The 20,818-nt window shown below is 65.6% G+C and carries 20 protein-coding genes and 1 pseudogene; 9 read left to right on the forward strand and 12 right to left on the reverse strand.

Going from position 1 to position 20,818, the window contains the following annotated elements; all coding sequences use genetic code 11:
* Positions 1-7: 7 nt before the first annotated feature.
* Together metR and MJ122_RS22520 are read right to left on the reverse strand one after the other, a co-directional pair.
* Positions 8-928 (reverse strand): transcriptional regulator MetR, encoded by a 921-nt coding sequence (metR, locus tag MJ122_RS22515; RefSeq protein WP_088417800.1) that lies wholly within the window; start codon positions 926-928, stop codon positions 8-10.
* A gap of 127 nt (positions 929-1,055) precedes the next feature.
* Positions 1,056-1,499 carry a hypothetical protein gene (locus MJ122_RS22520; protein ID WP_239746089.1) on the reverse strand — a complete coding sequence of 148 codons (444 nt, stop codon included), beginning with the start codon at positions 1,497-1,499 and terminating at the stop codon, positions 1,056-1,058.
* A 201-nt stretch (positions 1,500-1,700) separates the two neighbouring features.
* On the opposite strand from MJ122_RS22520, the gene MJ122_RS22525 reads away from it, so the two are divergent.
* Positions 1,701-2,711, forward strand: a complete 1,011-nt coding sequence (locus MJ122_RS22525) for an alpha/beta hydrolase (RefSeq protein ID WP_239746090.1) — start codon at positions 1,701-1,703, stop codon at positions 2,709-2,711.
* A 23-nt stretch (positions 2,712-2,734) separates the two neighbouring features.
* Here MJ122_RS22525 and MJ122_RS22530 read toward each other — a convergent pair whose 3' ends face one another.
* The 4 genes from MJ122_RS22530 to glpK form a co-directional block, all read right to left on the reverse strand.
* Positions 2,735-3,061, reverse strand: coding sequence for a GlpM family protein (locus tag MJ122_RS22530; RefSeq protein ID WP_239746231.1), 327 nt, complete (start codon positions 3,059-3,061; stop codon positions 2,735-2,737).
* Between the two features lie 103 nt (positions 3,062-3,164).
* Positions 3,165-4,706 carry a glycerol-3-phosphate dehydrogenase gene (gene glpD / locus MJ122_RS22535; protein WP_239746091.1) on the reverse strand — a complete coding sequence of 514 codons (1,542 nt, stop codon included), beginning with the start codon at positions 4,704-4,706 and terminating at the stop codon, positions 3,165-3,167.
* A gap of 146 nt (positions 4,707-4,852) precedes the next feature.
* The gene (locus MJ122_RS22540) at positions 4,853-5,608 is read right to left on the reverse strand and encodes a DeoR/GlpR family transcriptional regulator (protein ID WP_088417805.1); all 756 of its coding nucleotides are present in this window, start codon (positions 5,606-5,608) and stop codon (positions 4,853-4,855) included.
* A gap of 252 nt (positions 5,609-5,860) precedes the next feature.
* Positions 5,861-7,375 carry a glycerol kinase GlpK gene (gene glpK, locus MJ122_RS22545; RefSeq protein WP_239746092.1) on the reverse strand — a complete coding sequence of 505 codons (1,515 nt, stop codon included), beginning with the start codon at positions 7,373-7,375 and terminating at the stop codon, positions 5,861-5,863.
* 170 nt (positions 7,376-7,545) lie between these two features.
* Between glpK and ybaK the strand changes: the two genes are divergently transcribed.
* The 3 genes from ybaK (at position 7,546) to MJ122_RS22560 (ending at position 9,948) form a co-directional block, all read left to right on the forward strand.
* Complete coding sequence (gene ybaK / locus MJ122_RS22550) at positions 7,546-8,016, forward strand: Cys-tRNA(Pro) deacylase (RefSeq protein WP_081517701.1); 471 nt, start codon at positions 7,546-7,548, stop codon at positions 8,014-8,016.
* Between the two features lie 93 nt (positions 8,017-8,109).
* Positions 8,110-8,895: a PhzF family phenazine biosynthesis protein gene (locus MJ122_RS22555; protein WP_088417807.1), complete on the forward strand. Its 786-nt coding sequence runs from the start codon at positions 8,110-8,112 to the stop codon at positions 8,893-8,895.
* A gap of 96 nt (positions 8,896-8,991) precedes the next feature.
* Complete coding sequence (locus tag MJ122_RS22560; protein WP_239746093.1) at positions 8,992-9,948, forward strand: FAD-binding protein; 957 nt, start codon at positions 8,992-8,994, stop codon at positions 9,946-9,948.
* On the opposite strand, the gene MJ122_RS22565 is transcribed toward MJ122_RS22560, so the two are convergent.
* Positions 9,945-11,006 carry an ABC transporter ATP-binding protein gene (locus MJ122_RS22565; protein ID WP_239746094.1) on the reverse strand — a complete coding sequence of 354 codons (1,062 nt, stop codon included), beginning with the start codon at positions 11,004-11,006 and terminating at the stop codon, positions 9,945-9,947. The two genes, MJ122_RS22560 and MJ122_RS22565, sit on opposite strands and share 4 nt — an antisense overlap.
* Positions 11,007-11,022: 16 nt before the next feature.
* On the reverse strand, positions 11,023-11,940 hold the full coding sequence (gene argF / locus MJ122_RS22570; protein ID WP_026079260.1) for an ornithine carbamoyltransferase: 918 nt from the start codon (positions 11,938-11,940) through the stop codon (positions 11,023-11,025).
* A gap of 314 nt (positions 11,941-12,254) precedes the next feature.
* On the opposite strand from argF, the pseudogene MJ122_RS22575 reads away from it, so the two are divergent.
* From MJ122_RS22575 to MJ122_RS22585, 3 genes and pseudogenes are all read left to right on the forward strand, one after another.
* Positions 12,255-14,347: pseudogene (locus MJ122_RS22575) on the forward strand (molybdopterin oxidoreductase family protein).
* Between the two features lie 132 nt (positions 14,348-14,479).
* Complete coding sequence (gene grxD / locus MJ122_RS22580; protein ID WP_017521010.1) at positions 14,480-14,806, forward strand: Grx4 family monothiol glutaredoxin; 327 nt, start codon at positions 14,480-14,482, stop codon at positions 14,804-14,806.
* Between the two features lie 61 nt (positions 14,807-14,867).
* The gene (locus MJ122_RS22585; RefSeq protein ID WP_239746095.1) at positions 14,868-16,031 is read left to right on the forward strand and encodes an MFS transporter; all 1,164 of its coding nucleotides are present in this window, start codon (positions 14,868-14,870) and stop codon (positions 16,029-16,031) included.
* Between the two features lie 46 nt (positions 16,032-16,077).
* On the opposite strand, the gene bfrB is transcribed toward MJ122_RS22585, so the two are convergent.
* Entirely contained in the window at positions 16,078-16,554 is a 477-nt protein-coding gene (gene bfrB / locus MJ122_RS22590) for a bacterioferritin BfrB (RefSeq protein WP_017521012.1), read from the reverse strand.
* Between the two features lie 219 nt (positions 16,555-16,773).
* Positions 16,774-16,989, reverse strand: coding sequence for a bacterioferritin-associated ferredoxin (locus tag MJ122_RS22595; RefSeq protein WP_017521013.1), 216 nt, complete (start codon positions 16,987-16,989; stop codon positions 16,774-16,776).
* Positions 16,990-17,254: 265 nt separating this feature from the next.
* On the opposite strand from MJ122_RS22595, the gene MJ122_RS22600 reads away from it, so the two are divergent.
* Entirely contained in the window at positions 17,255-17,857 is a 603-nt protein-coding gene (locus MJ122_RS22600; RefSeq protein ID WP_088417812.1) for a peroxiredoxin C, read from the forward strand.
* A 63-nt stretch (positions 17,858-17,920) separates the two neighbouring features.
* Here the strand turns inward: MJ122_RS22600 and rnt are convergent, their stop codons facing one another.
* Both rnt and pyrC read right to left on the reverse strand, forming a co-directional pair.
* On the reverse strand, positions 17,921-18,601 hold the full coding sequence (gene rnt / locus MJ122_RS22605) for a ribonuclease T (protein ID WP_015476175.1): 681 nt from the start codon (positions 18,599-18,601) through the stop codon (positions 17,921-17,923).
* Positions 18,598-19,644, reverse strand: a complete 1,047-nt coding sequence (gene pyrC / locus MJ122_RS22610; RefSeq protein WP_239746096.1) for a dihydroorotase — start codon at positions 19,642-19,644, stop codon at positions 18,598-18,600. Before pyrC ends, rnt begins: the two co-directional genes overlap by 4 nt.
* Positions 19,645-19,782: 138 nt before the next feature.
* Here pyrC and MJ122_RS22615 point away from each other — a divergent pair, with 138 nt between their 5' ends.
* Positions 19,783-20,781 (forward strand): OmpA family protein, encoded by a 999-nt coding sequence (locus tag MJ122_RS22615; protein WP_239746097.1) that lies wholly within the window; start codon positions 19,783-19,785, stop codon positions 20,779-20,781.
* Positions 20,782-20,818: the final 37 nt, after the last annotated feature.

Consider the following 20,818-nt stretch of genomic DNA (forward strand, 5'->3'; position numbering starts at 1 on the left):
TGTCAGGTCAATGCTTCGCTGCGCTGACACCTTCCAGCGTGGCGAAAGAGGTGTCCTTCGCCGTCAGCAGGAAATCGCGCATGAACGGTGCGTCCAGCATGTCGGCGCGGATCGCGGCGAACAGGGTGCAGTACAGGCCTTTTTCTCCCAGCCGCTTGGCGGTCACATAGCCCCGCGAGCTGTACTCGTGCAGCGCCCAGTTGGGCAGGCTGCAGACGCCGCGTCCGGAGGCCACCAGCTGCATCATCATCACCGTCAGTTCCGAGGTGCGCACCTGCGCCGGTTCGACGTCGGCGGGTTCGAGGAAGCGGGTGAAGATGTCCAGGCGATCCCGCTCGATGGGGTAGGTGATCAGCGTGAGGCTGGCGAGGTCTTCCGGGACGATGAAGGATTTGCCGGCCAGCGCATGGTGGTTGTCCACCGCCAGCAGCGCCTCGTAGGTGAACAGCGGCACATAGGTGATGCCGGCGATGTCCACCGGGTCGGAGGTCACCACCAGGTCCAGGTCGCCGCGGGCCAGTGCCGGCAGCGGGGCGAAGGAGAAGCCGGAGGCGAGGTCCAGCTCCACTTCCGGCCAGGCGTCGCGGAACTGGTCGATGGTCGGCATCAGCCACTGGAAGCAGCTGTGGCATTCGATGGCCATGTGCAGGCGGCCGGCGGTGCCGCCGGCCAGGCGCGCCAGGTCGCGCTCGGCGCCGCGCAGCTGCGGCAGTACGGCGTCGGCCAGCTGCAGCAGGCGCAGGCCGGCGCTGGTGAAGCGCACCGGCTTGGTCTTGCGGATGAACAGGGACAGGCCGAGGCGCTCTTCCAGTTCCTTGAACTGGTGGGACAGGGCGGATTGCGTCAGGTGCAGGCGCTCGGCGGCCTCCACCAGGCTGTCGGCTTCGCGCAGGGCATGCAGGGTTTTCAGGTGACGGAGTTCAAGCATGGCGCGGCCTCGCCTCATTATGAGGAAATCTTGATGAAACAGCAGTTCAATTGAGCTGTTCTCATGATAAGCCGGCAACTGGCACTTCACCAGCACGGCTTCGTTGGCCCCTTCCATCAGCCAGGAGTCACCAGCTCAGGTAGAACATCCCCTTGGCCAGCAACACGATCAGCACCACGTGGGCGAAGACGCTGTAGTGGATGCGCCGGGAGCGCTGGCCGGTCATGCGCCCCACGCGGAACGAGTACATGGCAAAGATGAAATGGCCCAGGACGCTGGTGGCCAGCAGCAGCTTGAGGCTGAGCAATGTGGCGAAGGGCGATGCCAGCGGGCCGGCCAGCAGCGGCGCGTAACGCAGGTGCAACATGCCCAGGCCGCTGCCGAACAGGGTCAGGATCACCCAGGGCATCACCCGGCGCAGACGGCGACCCAGCGCGCCCTCGACCATTTTCATCGCCCGCGGCGGCACCTGGCGGTGGATGCTTTCAAGTATCAGCACTTCGAAGAACACCGTGCCGACGAACAGGATCGCGGCAAACAGGTGCAGCACCAGCAGAATGGGGTAGGCCATGGCGAAAGGTCCGAGCGGGGGCTCCTATCTTCGCGACTCTCGGGGCTGATTGCCCTTGATCCCTGTCATGGGAAGTCGGGAAGGGCTGTCGGTGACCGCTCAGCGCCTTTCATCAAACTGTCACGGACCTGTGGCAGAGCGCGCGACGGAAATTCATCAGAATCGCGCTCAACTGGGGTTTTGCGTTCCGGATTTTCATTCATGCGTGCTTTTCTTCTGGCAGTCGCTCTTTTCTGCGGCCTGTCCTCTCTTTCTTTTGCCGATCGGGCGGTTGCCGCCGATCGCTGCGATGCGCGGGTGCCGACCGAACTGGTCGACCTGGGCGACGTGCGCCTGGCTTACCAGAGTATCGGCCGCCCGCAGGACCCGACGCTGCTGCTGGTCATGGGCCTGGGCGGCCAACTGATCCATTGGCCGGACGAAATGGTCGAGGCGCTCTGCCAGCAGGGCTTCCGGGTGATCCGCTACGACAACCGCGATGTCGGGCTGTCTTCCTGGCGCGTTCCTACGCGCAGCGGCAACCTGACCTACGAAGTCATTCGCTATCGCCTAGGCCTGCCCGTGAGTGCGCCCTACAGCCTGACCGACATGGCCCGCGATGCGCTGCATCTGCTGGACGCGTTGCATGTCGAGCGCGCCCATGTGCTGGGCGCGAGCATGGGCGGGATGATCGCCCAGCACGTGGCCGACATGGCGCCCGACCGCGTTATCAGCCTGACATTGGTGATGACCAGCTCCGGCGCCGAAGGCCTGCCGGCCCCCAGCGAATCGCTGCTGCGCCTGCTTGCCCGGCGTGAGGCGGCCAGCCGCGAGCAGGCCATCGAGCAACAGGCCGACCTGCTGGCCGCGCTTGGCAGCCCGAACGTGCGCGATGACCGTCAGCAATTGCTGCAGCAGGCGGCGCGTTCCTACGACCGTGCCTTCAACCCTGAAGGCGTACAACGGCAGATGCTGGCGATCCTCGCCGAGCCGAGCCGGGTGGAACTGCTCAACCGCCTGAACGTGCCGACGCTGGTGGTCCATGGCACCGCCGACCCGTTGCTGCCGGTCATGCATGGCGTGCACGTGGCGGCGCACATCCGCGGCTCGGTGCTCAAGCTGATTCCCGGCATGGCGCACCGCTTCCAGGAAGACTTCAAGGAACCGCTGCTGGGCGCGGTGCTGCCCTACCTGCGCGAGCACCAGGGCGGCGGACACGTCGCCCAGCTGTGATCCAAGGCGTTACCTGCTGGTCTTCAGTGCAACCGCACCCAGACGAACACCAGCAGCGAGGCCGCCACCAGCCAGGCCAGCGCGGCCATCGCCAGCGACATCTCCAGGCGCAGGCGATCCACCATCAGGTAGAGCGCGGCGAGATAGACGAAGTAGGGGATGATCGACCACATGCCGAACAGGATGGTGGTCTTCAGGTCGTCCAGAGAACGGCTCTTGCCGACGATGTAGTGGGCGATCAGGGCGAAGGTGGGGAACAGCGGCACCAGGCCGGCGATGTAGTAATTGCGCGTCTTCGACAGCGCCGCGAGGATCAGTACCACGCCGGCGCCGATGGTTGCCTTGAGGATCAGGTCCACGTCGTTCTCACTGCGGCGACGCCACCGGGGCGGTGGGGTCGGGGGATGGTCGGTGGATTATCCGCGAGACGGGCTTCCCGCTCCAATTCGACGTTCAGGCCACCTGCGTACTCGGCTCCAGCGGACTTTCGCTGCTGAGGAACTGCTCCAGGCGCTCGCGCTGCCGGGCGTTGAGGAACAGGCCCAGCTTGGTGCGGCGCCAGAGGATGTCCTCGGCGTCGCGCGCCCACTCTTCGCGCACCAGATATTCCACTTCCCGCGTATAGAGCCCGGCGCCCAGGTGTTCGCCCAGTTCGCTGAGGTTATGCGCGCCGTCCAGCAGCTTCCAGATGCGGCTGCCGTAAGTGCCGGCCCAGCGCCGGGCGAGGGCCGGGTCGAGCTGGCGCAGGCGGTCCATGAGCTGGATGGCCAGGTCTTCCACCGTCGTCATCGCCTCGCCGCCGGGCAGCGGGGCGCTGGCGGTCCAACTGGGTTTCATGACGCCGGCGAAATGCGGTGCCAGTTGTTCCAGCGCAGCTTCGGCGAGCTTGCGGTAGGTGGTCAGCTTGCCGCCGAACACCGACAGCAGGGGTGCTTCGCCGGGTGTGTTGTCCAGCGCCAGGGTGTAGTCGCGGGTCACGGCGGACGGGTCGTCGGATTCGTCGTCGCACAGCGGACGTACCCCGGAGAAGCTGCGCAGGATGTCCTCACGGCCGAGTTGGCGCTTGAAGTGTTCATTGACCACGTTGAGCAGGTAATCGGTCTCTTCTTCGCTGATGCTGACCTTCGCCGGGTCGCCCTGGTATTCGCGGTCGGTGGTGCCGATCAGGGTGAACTGGTGCAGGTAGGGGATGGCGAAGACGATGCGCCGGTCCTCGTTCTGCAGGATGTAGGCGTGCTCACCTTCGTACAGGCGCGGCACGATCAGGTGGCTGCCCTGGATCAGGCGGATACCGTAGGGCGGCTTCTGCCGCAGTTCGTCGCGCAGGAAGCGGTCGACCCAGGGGCCCGCGGCGTTGACCAGCGCGCGGGCGCGCACCGAGTACAGGCTGCCGTCACTGCGCTCCAGGTGCAGGTGCCACAGGCCTTTGCTGCGACGGGCGCTGACGCAACGGGTGCGTGGGTGTACATGGCCACCCTTCTCGCGGGCGGCCATGGCGTTGAGCACTACCAGGCGGGCATCGTCCACCCAGCAGTCGGAATATTCGAAGCCGCGGGTGATCTCGGCTTTCAGCGGGCTGTCCGGACCGAAGCGCAGGCCACGGGAGGCTGGCAGCTTCTCGCGCTTGCCCAGGTGGTCATAGAGGAACAGTCCGGCGCGGATCATCCAGGCCGGGCGCAGGTGCGGGCGGTGCGGCAGCACGAAGCGCAACGGATGGACGATGTGCGGCGCCTTGGCCAGCAGCACTTCGCGCTCGGCCAGGGCTTCGCGGACCAGGCGGAATTCGTAGTGTTCCAGGTAGCGCAGGCCCCCGTGGATCAGCTTGCTGCTGGCCGAGGAGGTATGGCTGGCGAGGTCGTGCTGTTCGCAAAGGAACACCGAAAGCCCGCGCCCGGCGGCGTCTGCCGCGATCCCTGCGCCATTGATGCCGCCACCGACGACGGCCAGGTCATAGACTTCGGCCAGGGGCGCGTGGCGCTTGCTGGTTGGGTTCATGAAGGCCGCCTTGGGGATTGAAAGTGAATCTTGTGATGTTCGTTTTCGAAAATATCCTAGTTCAATGAACGAAATATGACCAGCCTGAAGCGCGAATTCGCGCAGGCGTTCGTCTGAATGTTCGAAAGTGAAGGCGGTTGCGGGGCTCAGACCAGTTCGAGCTGGACCTTGTGCTGATGCATCAGACGCGCCACGGCGGCGGGCGGTGGGCTGTCGGTGAACACCCGGCTGACCAGGGAGATCGGGCCCAGGCGCACCACGGCGTTGCGCCCGAACTTGCTGGAGTCGGCGGCGAGGAAGACCTGCCGCGCGTTGTCGATCAGGGCACGGGAAACACGCACTTCCTGGTAGTCGAAGTCCAGCAGGCTGCCGTCTTCGTCGATGCCACTGATGCCGACCACGGCGAAGTCGACGCGGAACTGCTCGATGAAGTCCACCGCCGCCTGCCCGACCACGCCGCCGTCACCGCGTACCGTGCCGCCGGCGATCAGCACTTCGAAGTCGTCCTTGCCGGCGAGGATGCTGGCGACGTGCAGATTGTTGGTGATGACCTTGAGGTTCTTGTGACCGAGCAGGGCGCGGGCGATGGCCTCGGTGGTAGTGCCGATGTTGATGAACAGCGAAGCGTTGTCCGGGATGTGGGCGGCGATGGCCTCGGCGATGCGCTGCTTCTCGTCGCGCATCTGGTCGGCGCGGGTGTTGTAGGCGGTGTTCTCGATGCTCGAATCCCAGGCCGCACCGCCGTGGTAGCGGCGCAGCAGGTTCTGTTCGGCGAGCTGGTTGATGTCGCGGCGGATGGTCTGCGGGGTCACGGTGAACTGCTGGGCGAGCTCCTCGATGCTCAGGTAGCCGCGTTCGCGGACCAGGTCGAGGATGCTTTGCTGTCGAGGGGGCAGGTTCATGCGGTGCGCTCGTGCGGACGGGCCGGGAGGGCAAGGATGCCGTACCGCGGCCTCTCTGTCATGCCAGGCGGGTTCGGCGCGGGCGCTTTCCCTCTCCCTAACCCTCTCCCTTCAGGGAGAGGGTTATGCTTCGCTCAGGAATTGCCCTGGTCCGTAGGATGGGTGGAGCTTGCGATACCCATCAGCGCTGCTCGCACGGTCATCGATGGGTATCGCTTCGCTCCACACCATCCTACGGTGCCGGTAATGCGTTCAGTCTTCGGCCGCCCAGCCGCGCGTACGCTCCACGGCTTTCTTCCATCCCGCATACAACCGCGTGCGCTCCGCCTCGTCACAGGCCGGCTGGAACACCCGCTCGATCACTGCCTTGTTCTTCAACTCGGCCAGGCTGCCCCAGAAGCCACAGGTCAGGCCCGCCAGCACGGCGGCGCCGAGGGCGGTGGTCTCGCGCATCTGCGGGCGCTCCACCGGGGTGCCGAGGATGTCGGCCTGGAACTGCATGAGGAAGTTGTTGGCCACCGCGCCGCCGTCCACGCGCAGGGCGCGCAGCGGCTCGCCGGCGTCCTGCTGCATGGCGTCGAGCACGTCGCGGGTCTGGTAGGCGATGGATTCGAGGGTGGCGCGGATCAGGTGGTCGGCCTTCACCCCACGGGTCAGGCCGAACAGCGCGCCGCGGGCGTACGGGTCCCAGTAGGGCGCGCCGAGGCCGGTGAAGGCAGGGACCAGGTAGACGCCATTGCTGTCTTTCACCTTGGTGGCGAAGTATTCGGAGTCGTGGGCGTCGTTGATCACCTTGAGCTCGTCGCGCAGCCATTGCACGGTGGAGCCGCCGTTGAATACCGCGCCTTCCAGCGCATAGGCGACTTCGCCGTGCGGGCCGCAGGCGATTGTTGTGAGCAGGCCGTGGGTGGATTTCACCGCGTTGGCCCCGGTGTTCATCAGCAGGAAGCAGCCGGTGCCGTAGGTGTTCTTCGCCTGGCCCGGCTCCACGCACATCTGCCCGAACAGTGCGGCCTGCTGGTCGCCGGCGATCCCGGCGATCGGCGTGCGGTGCACACCCAGGCCGCCGACCTTGGCGTGACCGTAGACCTCTGAAGACGGACGAACCTGCGGCAGCATGGCGCGCGGCACGTCCAGCGCGGCCAGCAGGCGCTCGTCCCAGTCGCGCTTGTGGATATCGAACATCAGGGTGCGCGAAGCGTTGGTGTAGTCGGTGACGTGCACCTCGCCTTCGGTGAGCTTCCAGATCAGCCAGCTGTCGACCGTGCCGAACAGCAGTTCGCCGCGCTGGGCGCGCTCGCGGGCGCCTTCGACGTTGTCGAGGATCCACTTGAGCTTGGTGCCGGAGAAATAGGGGTCGATGACCAGCCCGGTGGTGTCGCGGATGTGCTGTTCCAGGCCGTCGCGCTTGAGCTGCTCGCAGATCGCCGCGCTGCGCCGGCACTGCCAGACGATGGCGTTGTGGATCGGCCGGCCGCTGGCCTTGTCCCACACCAGGGTGGTTTCTCGCTGGTTGGTAATGCCGATGGCGGCCACTTCAGCGACGCTGATGTTGGCCTGGGCGAGGGCTTCCACCAGGGTCGAACTCTGGGTTGCCCAGATTTCCATCGGGTCGTGCTCCACCCAGCCCGGCTGCGGGTAGATCTGTGCGAACTCGCGCTGGGCCGTGCTGACCACGTTGGCATCGTGGTCGAAGATGATGGCGCGCGAGCTGGTGGTGCCCTGGTCGAGGGCGACGACGTATTTCTTCTTCTTCAGGTCGGTCATGACGGCGCCTTGTGCGGATTCCGTTCGGCGGTCCCGGTGGCAGGTCCGGGAGGGGATTGGCGGTGAACATACGGGATTCATCCGCGTCGGTGAAGCGAACATCGTGCAGTGCGCCACACCTTGGCTTACTGTTATGCGCTGGAAAGTTGCCTGCGAGAAGCCCGCCGATCATGACCCCCGCCATCGACCTGCTGAAGAAGAACCGCGCTGAGCACCATGTACTGAGCTACGAGCATGACCCGAAGGCGCCGTCCTATGGTCTGGAGGCCGCGGAGAAACTCAACCTCGACCCGGCGCGGGTGTTCAAGACGCTGCTGGCGGCCAGCGAGAAGGGCGAACTGCTGGTGGCCGTGGTGCCGGTGGTGGGCAGCCTGGATCTCAAGGCGCTGGCCCATGCGGCGGGCGTGAAGAAGGCCGACATGGCCGACCCCAACGCCGCGCAGCGCGCCACCGGTTACCTGGTCGGCGGCATCAGCCCGCTGGGGCAGAAGAAGCGCCTGCGCACCTTCATCGACGAGTCCGCCCAGGGCTTCCCGACCATCCATGTCAGCGCCGGGCGACGCGGCCTGGAAGTGGAGCTGAGTGCCGAGACCCTGGCCGGGCTGACCTCGGCGAAGTTCGCGCCCATCGGGCGCCCCTGATCGCCTGACCTCGGGGACTGTGTGGTCCCTACTGTACGGTTCGCCGCCCGTCGGCTTCTGTCATGCTCGGCCATCACTGACAAGGAGATTGCCATGCTGCTCGACTTCCATCAGGTGGACGCCTTCACCGACCGTCCGTTCGCCGGCAACCCGGCCATGGTCTACCGCCTCGACGCCTGGCTGAGCGATGAGCTGATGCAGAAGATCGCCGCCGAGCACAACCTCTCGGAGACCGCCTTCCTGGTGAAGGAGCCCGAGGGCTGGCGCATCCGCTGGTTCACTCCGACCGCCGAAGTACCGCTGTGCGGCCACGCCACCCTGGCCAGTGCCCACGTGCTGTTCGAGGTGTTCGATGAGCCGGGCGAGGCGCTGGAGCTCAATTCCTTGTCCGGCCCGCTGCGCGTGAGCCGCGAGGACGGCCGGCTGGCACTGAACTTCCCGGCTCAGCCGCCGAGCGAAACGGGCGCTACCGTGGAGCTGGCCAGCGCACTGGGCGTGGATGTGGTGGATGCGCTGAGCAACGCCTCGCACCTGCTGGCGCTGCTGGAATCCGAGCAGGCCGTGCGCGACTGCAAGCCGGACTTTGCCGCCCTGGCGCGCCTGCCTTACCTGGGCGTGATCGTCACTGCGCGCAGCGACGACTATGACTTCGTCTCGCGCTTCTTCGCCCCGGCCATCGGCCTCAACGAAGACCCGGTGACCGGCGCCGCCCACTGCAGCCTGATCCCCTACTGGTCGGGCCGCCTGAACAAGCTGCAGATGCGCGCCTTCCAGTGCTCGGCGCGTGGTGGCGAGCTGTGGTGCCGCCTGGAGGAGGATCGCGTGAGCATCGCTGGATACGCGCGCCTGGTGGCCAGCGGTCGTCTGCTGGTTGTTTGATCTGTGACCGGGGGGCATGCCGTCCCCCCGGCGTACCCTTGCCTTCACATACGGCCGCGTCGGTTCTGCTCGGCGCGTCCGAAAGGAGGCAAACCCATGGCAATCCTGCTCATTGCTGACTATCAATCCACCGGTTGTTCTGCCGCCCTCGCTCCGGCGACCCTGAGCGCCCTGGCGGCTGCGAGACAAATCGGCGGCGAGGTCCATCTGCTGCTGGCTGGCAGCGATCTCGGCGATCTGGCCGAGCGCGCTTGCCGCCTCGACGGTGTGGCGCGGGTCCTGCTCGCGGACGATACGACCTATGACCACCTGCTGGCGGAAAACCTGTCGGCGCTGGTCGTCAGCCTGGCGCCGCACTACTCGCATATCCTCGCGCCGGCCACCGCTGTGGGCCGTGACTGCCTGCCACGGATCGCCGCGCTGCTGGATGTCGATGCAGTGTCGGACGTCATCGCCGTGCTCGACCGCGACACCTTCCAGCGCCCGATCTACGCCGGCAACGCTATCGCTACAGTGCGCTGCGACGGGCCGGTGATCGTGTTGGGCACCCGTCCCACGGCATTCGACCCCATCGCAACCGAGGGCGGCAGCGCCGTGCTCGAACGCATTGGCGGGCCGGGCGATCTTGGCCTGTCGCGTTGGCAGGGCGAGGAGCACCCGGACTTCGAGCGTCCCGCCCTGGAGTCGGCGAAAGTCATTGTCGCTGGAGGGCGCGGGCTGCAGACGCAGGAAGGTTTTGCCGCGCTCTATCCGCTGGCAGATCGGTTGCAGGGCGCCGTGGGCGCGTCACTGGCGGCGGTGGACGCGGGTTTCGCACCGGCGGAGCTGCAGATAGGCCAGTCCGGGCGCATCGTCGCGCCGGAGCTTTACCTGGCCGTGGGGATTTCCGGTGCCGTACAGCATGTGGCGGGCATGAAGGACGCCAAGGTCATTGCCGCGATCAACCTCGACCCGGATGCACCGATCTTCGAGATCGCCGACTACGGCCTGCAGGGCGACCTGTTCGAATTGCTGCCGGAGCTGATGCTCGAGTTGGACAGCGCGCTCGGCTAGAGCGCCACGCTGCCCTGGGCCGGGAACAGCACCAGGTGCTCGGCGGCCACGCCGATGGTCACTTCCTCGCCCGGCTGATGGTCGGAGTGGCTGGGGAAGAGCGATTCCAGCTGGGTGCCGGTGGGCAGTTGCAGGCGATAGAGCGTCGCCGCGCCAAGAAAGGACTTGCCGACGATTTGCGCCTTCAGGCCGTCGTGGGCGGCCGGCACCAGGTCGTCCGGACGCAGCAGCACGTCCACTGCACTGCCGTCCGGCAGGCTGTAGGCGCGGTTGCCGCGCAGCAGGCCCAGTTCAGTCTGCACCGCATCGTTCCCGTGCATCTGTCCGCGAATGAAATAGCCCTGGCCGACGAAGCTGGCGACGAAGGGCGTTTGCGGCTCGTGGTAAAGGTTGAAAGGGGTGTCCCACTGCTCCAGCACGCCGTGGCGGAACACGCCGACGTGATCGCTGACGGCGAAGGCTTCTTCCTGGTCATGGGTCACCAGGATGGCGCTGGTGCCACGGGCCTTGAGGATGTCGCGCACTTCGTGGCTGAGCTGGCGGCGCAGCTCCACGTCGAGGTTGGAGAAGGGTTCGTCGAGCAGCAGCAGTTGCGGCTGCGGCGCCAGCGCGCGGGCAAGCGCCACGCGTTGTTGCTGGCCACCGGAAAGTTCGTGGGGGAAGCGCTGGCCGAGGCCGTCGAGCTTCACCAACTCCAGCAACTCGCCGACGATGCGCTCGCGCTCGGGGTGCTTGCGGATGCCGAAGGCGATGTTGTCGGCCACCGACAGGTGTGGGAACAGCGCGTAGTCCTGGAACACCATGCCGATCCGGCGCTTCTCCGGCGACAGGGTGAAGCCGGGGCGGGAAATCACTTCGCCGGCCAGTTCGATGCGGCCGCCCTGCACCGGCTCGAAACCGGCGATGGCGCGCAGGGTGGTGGTCTTGCCGCAGCCCGAGGGGCCGAGCAGGCAGCCAATGTCACCGGCGTTCAGGTGCAGGCTGACGCCTTGCACCACACGCTGCTGTTCATAGCCACAGGAAAGATCTTCGAGGTTGAGCAGCAGCGTCTGGGTCATTGGACTCTAAACGGGATCAGGCGTAGTGGGCATGCTCGACCAAGAGTTCGAGCAGCGCCTTCTGGGCGTGGAGACGGTTTTCCGCCTGGTCCCAGGCCACTGAGCGCGCATCGTCCAGCAGGTCTTCGCTGATCTCTTCGCCGCGGTGGGCCGGCAGGCAGTGCATGAATAGTACATCCGCCGCCGCGCCGTCGAGCAGCCCACGTGTTACCTGATATGGCTGGAACAGCCGCAGGCGCGCGGCCGCTTCGTCTTCCTGGCCCATGGAGGCCCAGACGTCGGTGCTCACCAGGTGCGCGCCGGCCACCGCCTCGCGCGGGTCGCGGAAGATCTTCACGCGTTCGCCAGCCAGTTCCAGCAAAGCGGCGTTCGGCTCGTAGCCTTCCGGGCAGGCCACGTTCAGCTGGAAGTCGAAGCGGATCGCCGCCTCGATGTAGCTGTTGCACATGTTGTTGCCGTCGCCGATCCAGGCCACGGTCTTGCCGGCGATGCTGCCGCGGTGTTCGTGGAAGGTCTGCATGTCGGCCAGCAGTTGGCAGGGGTGCAGGTCGTCCGACAGGCCGTTGATCACCGGCACGCGGGAGTTTTCGGAGAATTCGATCAGGTTGCTGTGGGCGAAGGTGCGGATCATCACTGCATCGACCATCCGCGACATCACCCGCGCGGCATCGGCGATCGGCTCGCCACGGCCCAGCTGGGTGTCGCGCGGGGAGAGGAAGATGGCCTGGCCGCCAAGCTGGATCATGCCGGCTTCGAAGGAAATCCGCGTCCGCGTCGAGGCCTTCTCGAAGATCATGCCCAGCACGCGGTTCTTCAGCGGTTCGTAGAGCACGCCTCGGTCCCGCAGGTCCTTCAGCTCGGTGGCGCGGCGGATCAGACCGAGCAGTTCTTCGGTCGTGTAATCCAGCATCGAGAGGAAGTGGCGTGCGCTCATGGTTCGTACCTACTACTTATTCTCAGAATCAGGCCGAGGTACCGACCGGCTTTCGTGAGAAAAAACGGGCTGAACCTGCGGCGGGACCGCATGGAGCGGGAAATGGGGGAAGGCGCGATCCTATAAGGAAATGACGGATATACGCAAGTTTCGCCCGGAGGCCCCGCCGGGCGGGGCTTCAACATGGTCGTTCCTGATGCCCCACGATTCACCCGACGGAAGCTGGTGGTGCTTCGCCAGGCCAGGATTCATAGTGCTTGCGACCCCGCGACCGGCCCCATGAGGCGCCGGCGAGAACAATAACGAGGCGAGCCATGAGCAAGACCCTCCACCACCGTGCGTGCCACCTGTGCGAGGCCATTTGCGGCCTGACCATCGAGACCGAGGATGAACGCATCCTCTCGATCAAGGGCGACGCCCAAGACAGCTTCAGCCGCGGCCACATCTGCCCCAAGGCGGTGGCGCTGCAGGACATCCAGAACGATCCGGACCGCCTGCGCCAGCCGGTGCGACGCGTCGGCAACGAATGGCAGCCGATCGGCTGGGACGAGGCCTTCGAGCTGGTCGCCACGCGGCTTGCCGAAATCCGCGAGCGCCATGGCAATGACGCCGTTGCCGTGTACCAGGGCAACCCCAGCGTGCACAACTACGGGCTGATGACCCATAGCAACTACTTCCTCGGCCAGTTGAAGACCCGCAACCGCTATTCGGCCACTTCTGTCGACCAGCTGCCGCACCACCTGGTCAGCCAGCAGATGTTCGGCCATGGCCTGCTGATCCCGATTCCCGACATCGATCACACCGACTTCATGCTGATCCTGGGCGGCAACCCACTGGCCTCCAACGGCAGCATCATGACCGTGCCGGATGTGGAAAAACGCCTGAAGGCCTTGAGGGCGCGTGGCGGCAAGCTGGTGGTGGTCGACCCCCGTCGCACCGAGACGGCGGCCATTGCCGACCAGCACCTGTTCGTCCGCCCCGGCGAGGACGCCGCGCTGCTGCTGGGCATCCTCGACACGCTGCTGAGCGAGGGCCTGACCCGAGAAACCCACTTGCCGGTGAATGGCCTGGAAGCGGTACGCGAAGCGCTGGCGCCGTTCAAGGTCGATGCCATGGCGGCGCGCTGCGGCGTGCCGGCCGCTGACATCCGCGAGCTGGCACGGGCCTTTGCCGCCGCCGACAAGGCGGTCTGCTACGGGCGCATGGGTGTTTCCACCCAGGTCTTCGGCAGCCTGTGCCAGTGGCTGGTGCAATTGATCAACCTGGTCACCGGCAACCTCGACCGCGTCGGCGGCACCCTGTGCACCACACCGGCAGTGGATCTGGTGGCGACCACCGCGGGCGGCGCCTTCAATCGCTGGCAGAGCCGCGTGTCCGGCCTGCCGGAATATGGCGGCGAGCTGCCGGTGGCGGCGCTGGCCGAGGAGATGCTCACCGAAGGGGAAGGGCAGGTGCGTGCGCTGGTGACGGTGGCCGGCAATCCGGTGCTGTCCACGCCCAACGGTCGTCGCCTGGAACAGGCGCTGGACGGCCTGGAGTTCATGCTCAGCGTCGACCTGTACGTCAACGAGACCACTCGTTACGCCGACCTGATACTGCCGCCCACCGCGCCGCTGGAGCATGATCACTACGACACCACCTTCAACGTCTTCGCGGTGCGCAACGTGACCCGTTTCAACGAGGCGATCCTGCCCAGACCCGAAGGTGCCCTGCATGACTGGGAAATTTTCGTTGGTCTGGCCAAGGCCTACGCCACGCGCATGGGCACCGAGCTGAAACCCACCATGGCGCCGGAACTGATGATCGAGATGGGCCTGCGCGTCGGCCCTTACGGCGATGCCAGCGAGCTCAAGCTCAATCTCGCCCGGCTGCGCGAACACCCGCATGGGCTGGACCTGGGGCCGCTGCAGCCGAACCTGGCGCCGCGTCTGAAGACCGCCAGCCGCAGCATCGAGGCGGCGCCCGAGCTCTTCCTGGGCGACCTGCGCCGTTTCGCCGACACCCAGTCGCCGGCCATCGATCAGTTGCTGCTGATCGGGCGCCGGCACGTGCGCAGCAACAATTCATGGATGCACAACTATCACCGCCTGGTGAAGGGCAAGCCGCGTCACCAGTTGCTGATGCACCCGCAGGATCTTGCTTCGCGCGGGCTGGTGGATGGTCAGAAAGTGCGCGTTCGCTCGCGGGTCGGCAGCATTGAGATCGAGGTCGCTTCCAGCGATGAAGTCATGGCCGGCGTGGTCAGCCTGCCCCACGGCTGGGGCCATGGGCGGCCGGGAGTGCAGCTGTCCATCGCCCGCGAGCAGGGCGGAGCCAGCGCCAACGACCTGACCGACGGCGCCATCTGGATGCGCTCTCCGGCAACACCGCGCTCAACGGCGTTCCGGTGGAGGTCGAGGCAGCCTGACAAGCTGACGCACGTCACCTGCAAAGCCGAGCGCTGCACTCGGCTTTGCAGTACAATGCGCAGTACCGTGCCGGCCTATGCCCCGAGAGGCGACTGCCGGGTCAGTGTCTGATAGTTAAGCCGAGGAAGTTCATGGATATCATCGATACCATCAAAGAGCAGATCTCCAGCAACCCCGTTCTGCTGTACATGAAGGGTTCGCCGAACGCTCCCCAGTGCGGTTTCTCGTCCCGCGCCGCGCAGGTGCTGATGGCTTGCGGCGAAAAATTCGCCTATGTCGACATCCTGCAGAACCCGGAAATCCGCGCCAACCTGCCCAAGTACGCCAACTGGCCGACCTTCCCGCAACTGTGGGTCGGTGGTGAGCTGGTCGGCGGCAGCGATATCCTGGCCGAGATGTTCGAGAAGGGTGAACTGCAACCGCTGATCAAGGACGCCGTGAGCAAGGCCAACGCCTGAGTCTTTCGTGCTGCTGCACAAAGCCCCGCCTTGGCGGGGCTTTGTTTTTGGGAAGAAAAAAATGACTGAACAGACGCGGGCCAACGCCGCGCGCTGGGCGTGCGGCTTCTGCTTCGCCATGGGCGGGATGGTCCATGGCAGCGTGATGGGGCGGGTGCCAGCTCTCAAGAGCATGACCGGGGTGGACGAACAGCAACTGGGCCAGGCCCTGCTGGGTGCGGGCTTCGGCGCGCTGCTGGCGTTCGCCTTTGCCGGCGCGCTGGTGCGCCGCTACGGCAGCCGGGCGATCACGGTGATTTCGGGGCTGGCGCTGATGGCGACCTTTCCCCTGCTCGGGCTGGCGCAGGACGTCTGGGTCCTGGCGGCGGGCTTTCTCGCCGTCGGCCTGACCTTCGCGACCATGGACGTGGCGATGAACACCCAGGCGGTGGAAGTCGAACGGCGCCTCGGCCGTCCGTGCATCTCCAGCCTGCATGGCATGTACAGCCTGGGCGGCCTGGTGGGTGCTGTCGGTGCGGCGGCCTTCGCCGACCTGGCGCCGATCTGGCACTTCAGCCTGCTGGCGCTGATCGCCGTGGCGATACTGCCGTTCTTCGCACGCAACCTGTTCGAGGGCCGTCCCGAGCCCATGGAGGAGGAGGCGCCGGCCCGACGTGGCTGGCGCCTGCCGCCACCGGCCCTGATCGGTCTGGGGCTTTTGACGCTCTGCGCTTTTGTTTCCGAAGGGGCGGTCGCCGACTGGGGCGCCTTGCTGTTGCATCAGGTGCTGGGAGCGTCCGAACGCCTGGCTGCACTGGGCTTCGCGGCTTTCTCCGCGACCATGGTACTGGGCCGGCTGTTCGGTGATCGTCTGCGTGTACGCTTTGCCGACGAGGCGCTGGTGCGCAACCTGGCGCTGCTGGCCATTGCGGGCATGCTGCTGGCGCTGTTCAGTCCCTGGGTCGCCGGCGCGATTGCCGGTTTCGCCCTGGTGGGCGCGGGACTGTCGGTGGTGGTGCCGATCCTGATCGGCGCGGCGGGCAACCGGCCGGGCATCGAACCGTCGCGCGGCGTGGCGGCGGTGGCGTCGTTCGGCTATGGCGGTTTGCTGCTGGGCCCGCCGCTGATCGGCTTCCTCGCCGAGCATGTGGGCCTGCGCCTGTCGTTGCTGGTGGTGGTGGGGCTGTGCGCCGGGCTGGTACTGAAGGCGTCACTGGTGCGCCGTCCGCCGAAGGCGAACGCCTAGAAGAGAAGGGCACCGGCGTCCACAACAGCGCCGGTGCCTTTTTTCATCAATCGTCTTCGTGCATGTGCGACTGCAGGTAGTTTTCCAGACCCACTTTCTGGATCAGGCCCAACTGGGTTTCCAGGTAGTCGATGTGCTCTTCCTCGGATTCGAGGATGTCCTTGAGCAGGTCGCGGCTGACGTAGTCATGCACGCTTTCGCAATGCACGATGGCGTCGCGCAGGTCCTTGCAGGCCTTGAGTTCCAGGTTCAGGTCGCACTGCAGCATTTCCTGGGTGTTCTCGCCGATCAGCAGCTTGCCCAGGTCCTGCAGGTTGGGCAGGCCCTCGAGGAACAGGATGCGTTCGATGAGCTTGTCGGCGTGCTTCATCTCATCGATGGACTCGTGGTACTCGTGCGCGCCGAGGCGCTTCAGGCCCCAGTCGTTCCACATGCGCGAGTGCAGGAAGTACTGGTTGATGGCGATCAGCTCGTTGCCGAGGATCTTGTTCAGATGCTGGATGACTTTCTTGTCGCCTTTCATGCCGGAGTCCTGCCGTGTGGAGTGGGAGAGAGTGAAATTCTCGCGCCCTTATAACCATCTGTCAAACATAAGTCCTTGAATTTGTTATAAAAAGGAATATGAATGCGAATGTTTTCATTCCGCAACTTGACGCTAAGACACTGAATTACGGGCATAAAAAAACCGGGCCAAGGCCCGGTTTCTTTGGAATTTCAACGGAATCGATCAGCGGTATTTTTTTCAACCCGCCGCGTAGGCCAGGTTGTAGTTCATCGCCTGGGCGCCCTGCAGTTCGCCGAGGGTCTCCCGAACCACCTGTTTGGCCAGGCAGGCGCACTTACCGCACTGGGTGCCGACACCGGTGCATTCGCGCACCTCGCGGTAATTGCAGGCGCCGTCGTAGATCGCATCGCGGATCTGGGTATCGGTAACACCGTTGCAGAGGCAGACGTACATGGTTGCACTACAGTCGCTGTGGGGTTGTTGGAAGCGATACTAATAATAATGAGAATGATTGTCAAAATTTACCAGGAACGCTTTTCACGGTCTCCGATAAATGGTTGTGGGGTCAGGGAGTTAGCGATGAAAGCCGCACGGATGAAGGCTTTGCGCGGCCGGTGTATGATGGCTGCCCCACTGGAGCGCAGCCCCAAGCCCGGCAGTTTCGATCGGACAGCGGGTCCTCCGCTCCCTAGCGCCTCACCATCATTGGAGACAAGGAATGAGCGTACTCGTAGGTAAGAAAGCTCCCGATTTCAACGTGGCCGCCGTGCTGGGCACCGGCGAGATCGTCGACAGCTTCGTGCTGTCCGAAGCCATCAAGGGAAAGTACGGCCTGGTGTTCTTCTACCCGCTGGACTTCACCTTCGTCTGCCCGTCCGAGCTGATCGCCCTGGACCACCGTATCCCCGAGTTCCAGGCGCGCAACGTCGAGGTGATCGGCGTTTCCATCGACTCCCACTTCACCCACAACGCCTGGCGCAACACCCCGGTGGACAAGGGCGGCATCGGCCCGGTCAAGTACACCCTGGCCGCCGACATTACCCACGAGATTGCCAAGGCCTATGACGTCGAGTCCGAAGGCGGCGTGGCTTTCCGCGGTGCCTTCCTGATCGACCTGAACGGCGTGGTGCGTTCGCAGATCGTCAACGACCTGCCGCTGGGCCGTAACATGGACGAGCTGCTGCGCCTGGTCGATGCCTTGCAGTTCACCGAGGAGCACGGCGAAGTCTGCCCGGCCAACTGGAAGAAGGGCGACAAGGGCATGACCGCCTCGCCCGAAGGCGTCGCCGCCTACCTGGCCGAGAATTCCAGCAAGCTGTAAGCCTGTTGGTGTCTGAAAAAAAAGCCCCGCAATCGCGGGGCTTTTTCTTTCAGGAAGGCACGATCAGTGGTCGTCTTCCATCCAGCCGCCGAATTCCTTCCAGCGGTTGACGATGCCGCAGAACAGCTCGGCGGTCTTCTCGGTGTCGTAGCGCGCCGAGTGGGCCTCGCGGTTGTCGAACTCGATGCCGGCGGTCTGGCAGGCCTTCGCCAGGACGGTCTGGCCATAGGCGAGACCGGCCAGCGTCGCGGTGTCGAAGCTGGAGAAGGGGTGGAACGGGTTGCGCTTCACGCCGCTGCGGTTCACCGCGGCGTTGAGGAAGCCCAGGTCGAAGCTGCTGTTGTGGCCGACCAGGATGGCCCGCTTGCAGCCGTTGGACTTCAGCGACTTGCGTACGCCACGGAAGATCTCGGTCAGCGCCTGCTCTTCCGGCACGGCCATGCGCAGCGGATGGTCCAGCTTGATGCCGGTGAATTCCAGGGCGGCCTGCTCGATGTTGGCGCCTTCGAAAGGCTCAACGCGGAAGAAGTAGGTGTGTTCCGGGAACAGGTAGCCGCTCTCGTCCATGCCGATGGTGACGGCAGCGATTTCCAGCAGGGCGTCGGTGCCGGCGTTGAAGCCGCCGGTCTCTACGTCCACGACCACCGGCAGGTAGCCACGGAAGCGACGCGCCATCGGGTGGCGCGGGCCGGGCGGGAAGGAACCGTCGAGTTCTTCTTCGAAGATTTCGTTCTCGTCACTCATGCCTCGGTCTCCAGCAGGCGCCAGCGCAGTTTTTCACCAGCATGCAGCGGGATCACGTCGAAGTCGCCGAACGGCAGGGCCGCCGGGGCTTCCCATTCTTCGCGGACCAGGGTGATGCGGTCGCTGTTGCGCGGCAGGCCGTAGAAGTCCGGGCCATGGAAGCTGGCAAAGCCTTCCAGCTTGTCCAGCGCATTGCGCTGCTCGAAGGCTTCGGCGTACAGCTCGATGGCGGCGTAGGCGGTGTAGCAGCCGGCGCAACCGCAGGCGGCTTCCTTTGCGTGGCGCGCGTGCGGAGCCGAGTCGGTACCGAGGAAGAACTTCGGGCTGCCGCTGGTGGCGGCATCCAGCAGGGCTTCCTGGTGGGTGTTGCGCTTGAGGATCGGCAGGCAATAGAAGTGCGGGCGGATGCCGCCAACCAGCATGTGGTTGCGGTTGTAGAGCAGGTGGTGCGCGGTGATGGTGGCGCCGACGTTGGCCGGAGCGGCCTTGACGAAGGCGGCGGCATCGCCGGTGGTGATGTGCTCGAAGACTACCTTGAGGGTCGGGAAACGCTCGACCACGCGGGTCAGGTGCTCGTCGATGAAGCGCTTCTCGCGGTCGAACACGTCGACCTCGGCGCGGGTCACCTCACCGTGCACCAGCAGGGGCAGGCCGACTTCGGCCATGGCTTCGAGCACATGGAAGATGTTGTCGACGCTGGTGACGCCGGAATCGGAGTTGGTGGTGGCGCCGGCCGGGTACAGCTTGGCGGCGTGCACGAAGCCGGAGGCCTTGGCGGCGCGGACTTCCTCGACGCTGGTGCGGTCGGTGAGGTAGAGCACCATCAGCGGCTCGAAGCGGCTGCCGGCCGGGCGGGCGGCGAGGATGCGCTGGCGGTAGGCGTCGGCTTCGGCGGCGGTGCGCACCGGCGGGACCAGGTTGGGCATGATGATGGCACGGCCGAAGGTGCGGGCGGCATCGCCGACGGTTTGCGCGAGTGCGGCGCCGTCGCGCAGGTGGATGTGCCAGTCGTCGGGGCGCAGGAGTGTCAGGCGGTCGGACATGCGGATTCCAGGGGTGCGGTTGCAGCGAGAAGAGGGGGAAATGCTACCGGAAAAGGCCGTCGCCGGCACTCGCTATCAAGTTTTGCCAGCGCCGACCGATAGATTGTGGGACGCCTTTTTACCTGTGTGGATGCCACCGTGCGCCAGCCTTCTCTTCTTCTGCTCACACTTTGTGCAAGCCTGCCGGCCTGGGGGCTGACCTTCCAGCCGCGTCTGGAGAGCGCTCAGTGGACGGTGGCGGGGGATCAGTTCGAGTGCCGGCTGTCGCAGAGCGTGGGGGCTTTCGGTGTGGGGGAGTTCGTCTGGCGCGCCGGTGAACAGCCCACTTTCCGCCTCAAGTCGCAACAGGGCTGGCTGGACACCGGTTCGGCGACCCTGCTGGCCGCCGCGCCGCCATGGCGGCCGGGGCAGGGCGACCTGAACCTGGGCTCGGTGCGCGTAGGCTCTGGCGATGTGCCGTTCAACAGCACCCAGCAACAGGCCGGGCGCCTGCTTGGTGGGCTGCTGGAAGGCCGTACGCCGGAAGTCCGCCATCGCACGCGTACCGGCGAGAATCTGCTGGTCCGCCTGCTGCCGACGCGTTTCGCCGACGGATATGCACAGTTCCAGGATTGTTCGACGAAGATGCTTCCGGTCAACTTCGACCAGGTGCGCCAGAGCCAGGTCGGCTTCCCCGACGGCGGCACCGAAGTCGACCCGCTGGGGCGCGCCAAGCTGGACATCATCCTGCAGTACATGAAGGCCGATCCTACGGTGAACCGCATCGAACTGGATGGCCACTCCGACAACAGCGGCAACCGCCTGGCCAACCGTGAGGCCTCGCGCCGGCGCGCCGTCGCCGTGATGGAGTACCTCAAGGCCAACGGCGTGGCGGAATCGCAGATCACCGTGCGCTTCTATGGCGAGCGCTACCCGCTGGTGAAAAACAATTCCGCCGCCAACCGTGCGAAGAACCGCCGCGTGACGGTGAACCTGTCCCGCGAGGCGGTCGTCGAGCAGGCTCCCGCCGAAGCTCCGCCAGCCGCCTCCGCTCCGGCGCCCAACGCCGCCAGCGCGCCGGCTCAGGGCGCCCCCGCAGCGCCAGCCGCCAATGCCGCCAACCCACCTGCTACCCCGCCCGCTGCACCCAAGGGCTGAGCTGCGGCGCCGGGTCGCACCGACGATAGTATTTGTC

The organism is Pseudomonas sp. DP-17 (assembly GCF_022380625.1).
GTDB lineage: Bacteria > Pseudomonadota > Gammaproteobacteria > Pseudomonadales > Pseudomonadaceae > Pseudomonas > Pseudomonas nitroreducens_A.

Coding starts and splice junctions, on each gene's coding strand:
- MJ122_RS22565 (WP_239746094.1), bottom strand. CDS start 11,006: ATGACCCAGACGCTGCTGCTCAACCTCGAAGATCTTTCCTGTGGCTAT.
- ybaK (WP_081517701.1), top strand. CDS start 7,546: ATGACCCCCGCCATCGACCTGCTGAAGAAGAACCGCGCTGAGCACCAT.
- grxD (WP_017521010.1), top strand. CDS start 14,480: ATGGATATCATCGATACCATCAAAGAGCAGATCTCCAGCAACCCCGTT.
- MJ122_RS22520 (WP_239746089.1), bottom strand. CDS start 1,499: ATGGCCTACCCCATTCTGCTGGTGCTGCACCTGTTTGCCGCGATCCTG.
- MJ122_RS22525 (WP_239746090.1), top strand. CDS start 1,701: ATGCGTGCTTTTCTTCTGGCAGTCGCTCTTTTCTGCGGCCTGTCCTCT.
- metR (WP_088417800.1), bottom strand. CDS start 928: ATGCTTGAACTCCGTCACCTGAAAACCCTGCATGCCCTGCGCGAAGCC.
- MJ122_RS22540 (WP_088417805.1), bottom strand. CDS start 5,608: ATGAACCTGCCCCCTCGACAGCAAAGCATCCTCGACCTGGTCCGCGAA.
- pyrC (WP_239746096.1), bottom strand. CDS start 19,644: ATGTCCGACCGCCTGACACTCCTGCGCCCCGACGACTGGCACATCCAC.
- MJ122_RS22560 (WP_239746093.1), top strand. CDS start 8,992: ATGGCAATCCTGCTCATTGCTGACTATCAATCCACCGGTTGTTCTGCC.
- rnt (WP_015476175.1), bottom strand. CDS start 18,601: ATGAGTGACGAGAACGAAATCTTCGAAGAAGAACTCGACGGTTCCTTC.
- glpD (WP_239746091.1), bottom strand. CDS start 4,706: ATGAACCCAACCAGCAAGCGCCACGCGCCCCTGGCCGAAGTCTATGAC.
- MJ122_RS22600 (WP_088417812.1), top strand. CDS start 17,255: ATGAGCGTACTCGTAGGTAAGAAAGCTCCCGATTTCAACGTGGCCGCC.
- MJ122_RS22585 (WP_239746095.1), top strand. CDS start 14,868: ATGACTGAACAGACGCGGGCCAACGCCGCGCGCTGGGCGTGCGGCTTC.
- argF (WP_026079260.1), bottom strand. CDS start 11,940: ATGAGCGCACGCCACTTCCTCTCGATGCTGGATTACACGACCGAAGAA.
- bfrB (WP_017521012.1), bottom strand. CDS start 16,554: ATGAAAGGCGACAAGAAAGTCATCCAGCATCTGAACAAGATCCTCGGC.
- glpK (WP_239746092.1), bottom strand. CDS start 7,375: ATGACCGACCTGAAGAAGAAGAAATACGTCGTCGCCCTCGACCAGGGC.
- MJ122_RS22595 (WP_017521013.1), bottom strand. CDS start 16,989: ATGTACGTCTGCCTCTGCAACGGTGTTACCGATACCCAGATCCGCGAT.
- MJ122_RS22555 (WP_088417807.1), top strand. CDS start 8,110: ATGCTGCTCGACTTCCATCAGGTGGACGCCTTCACCGACCGTCCGTTC.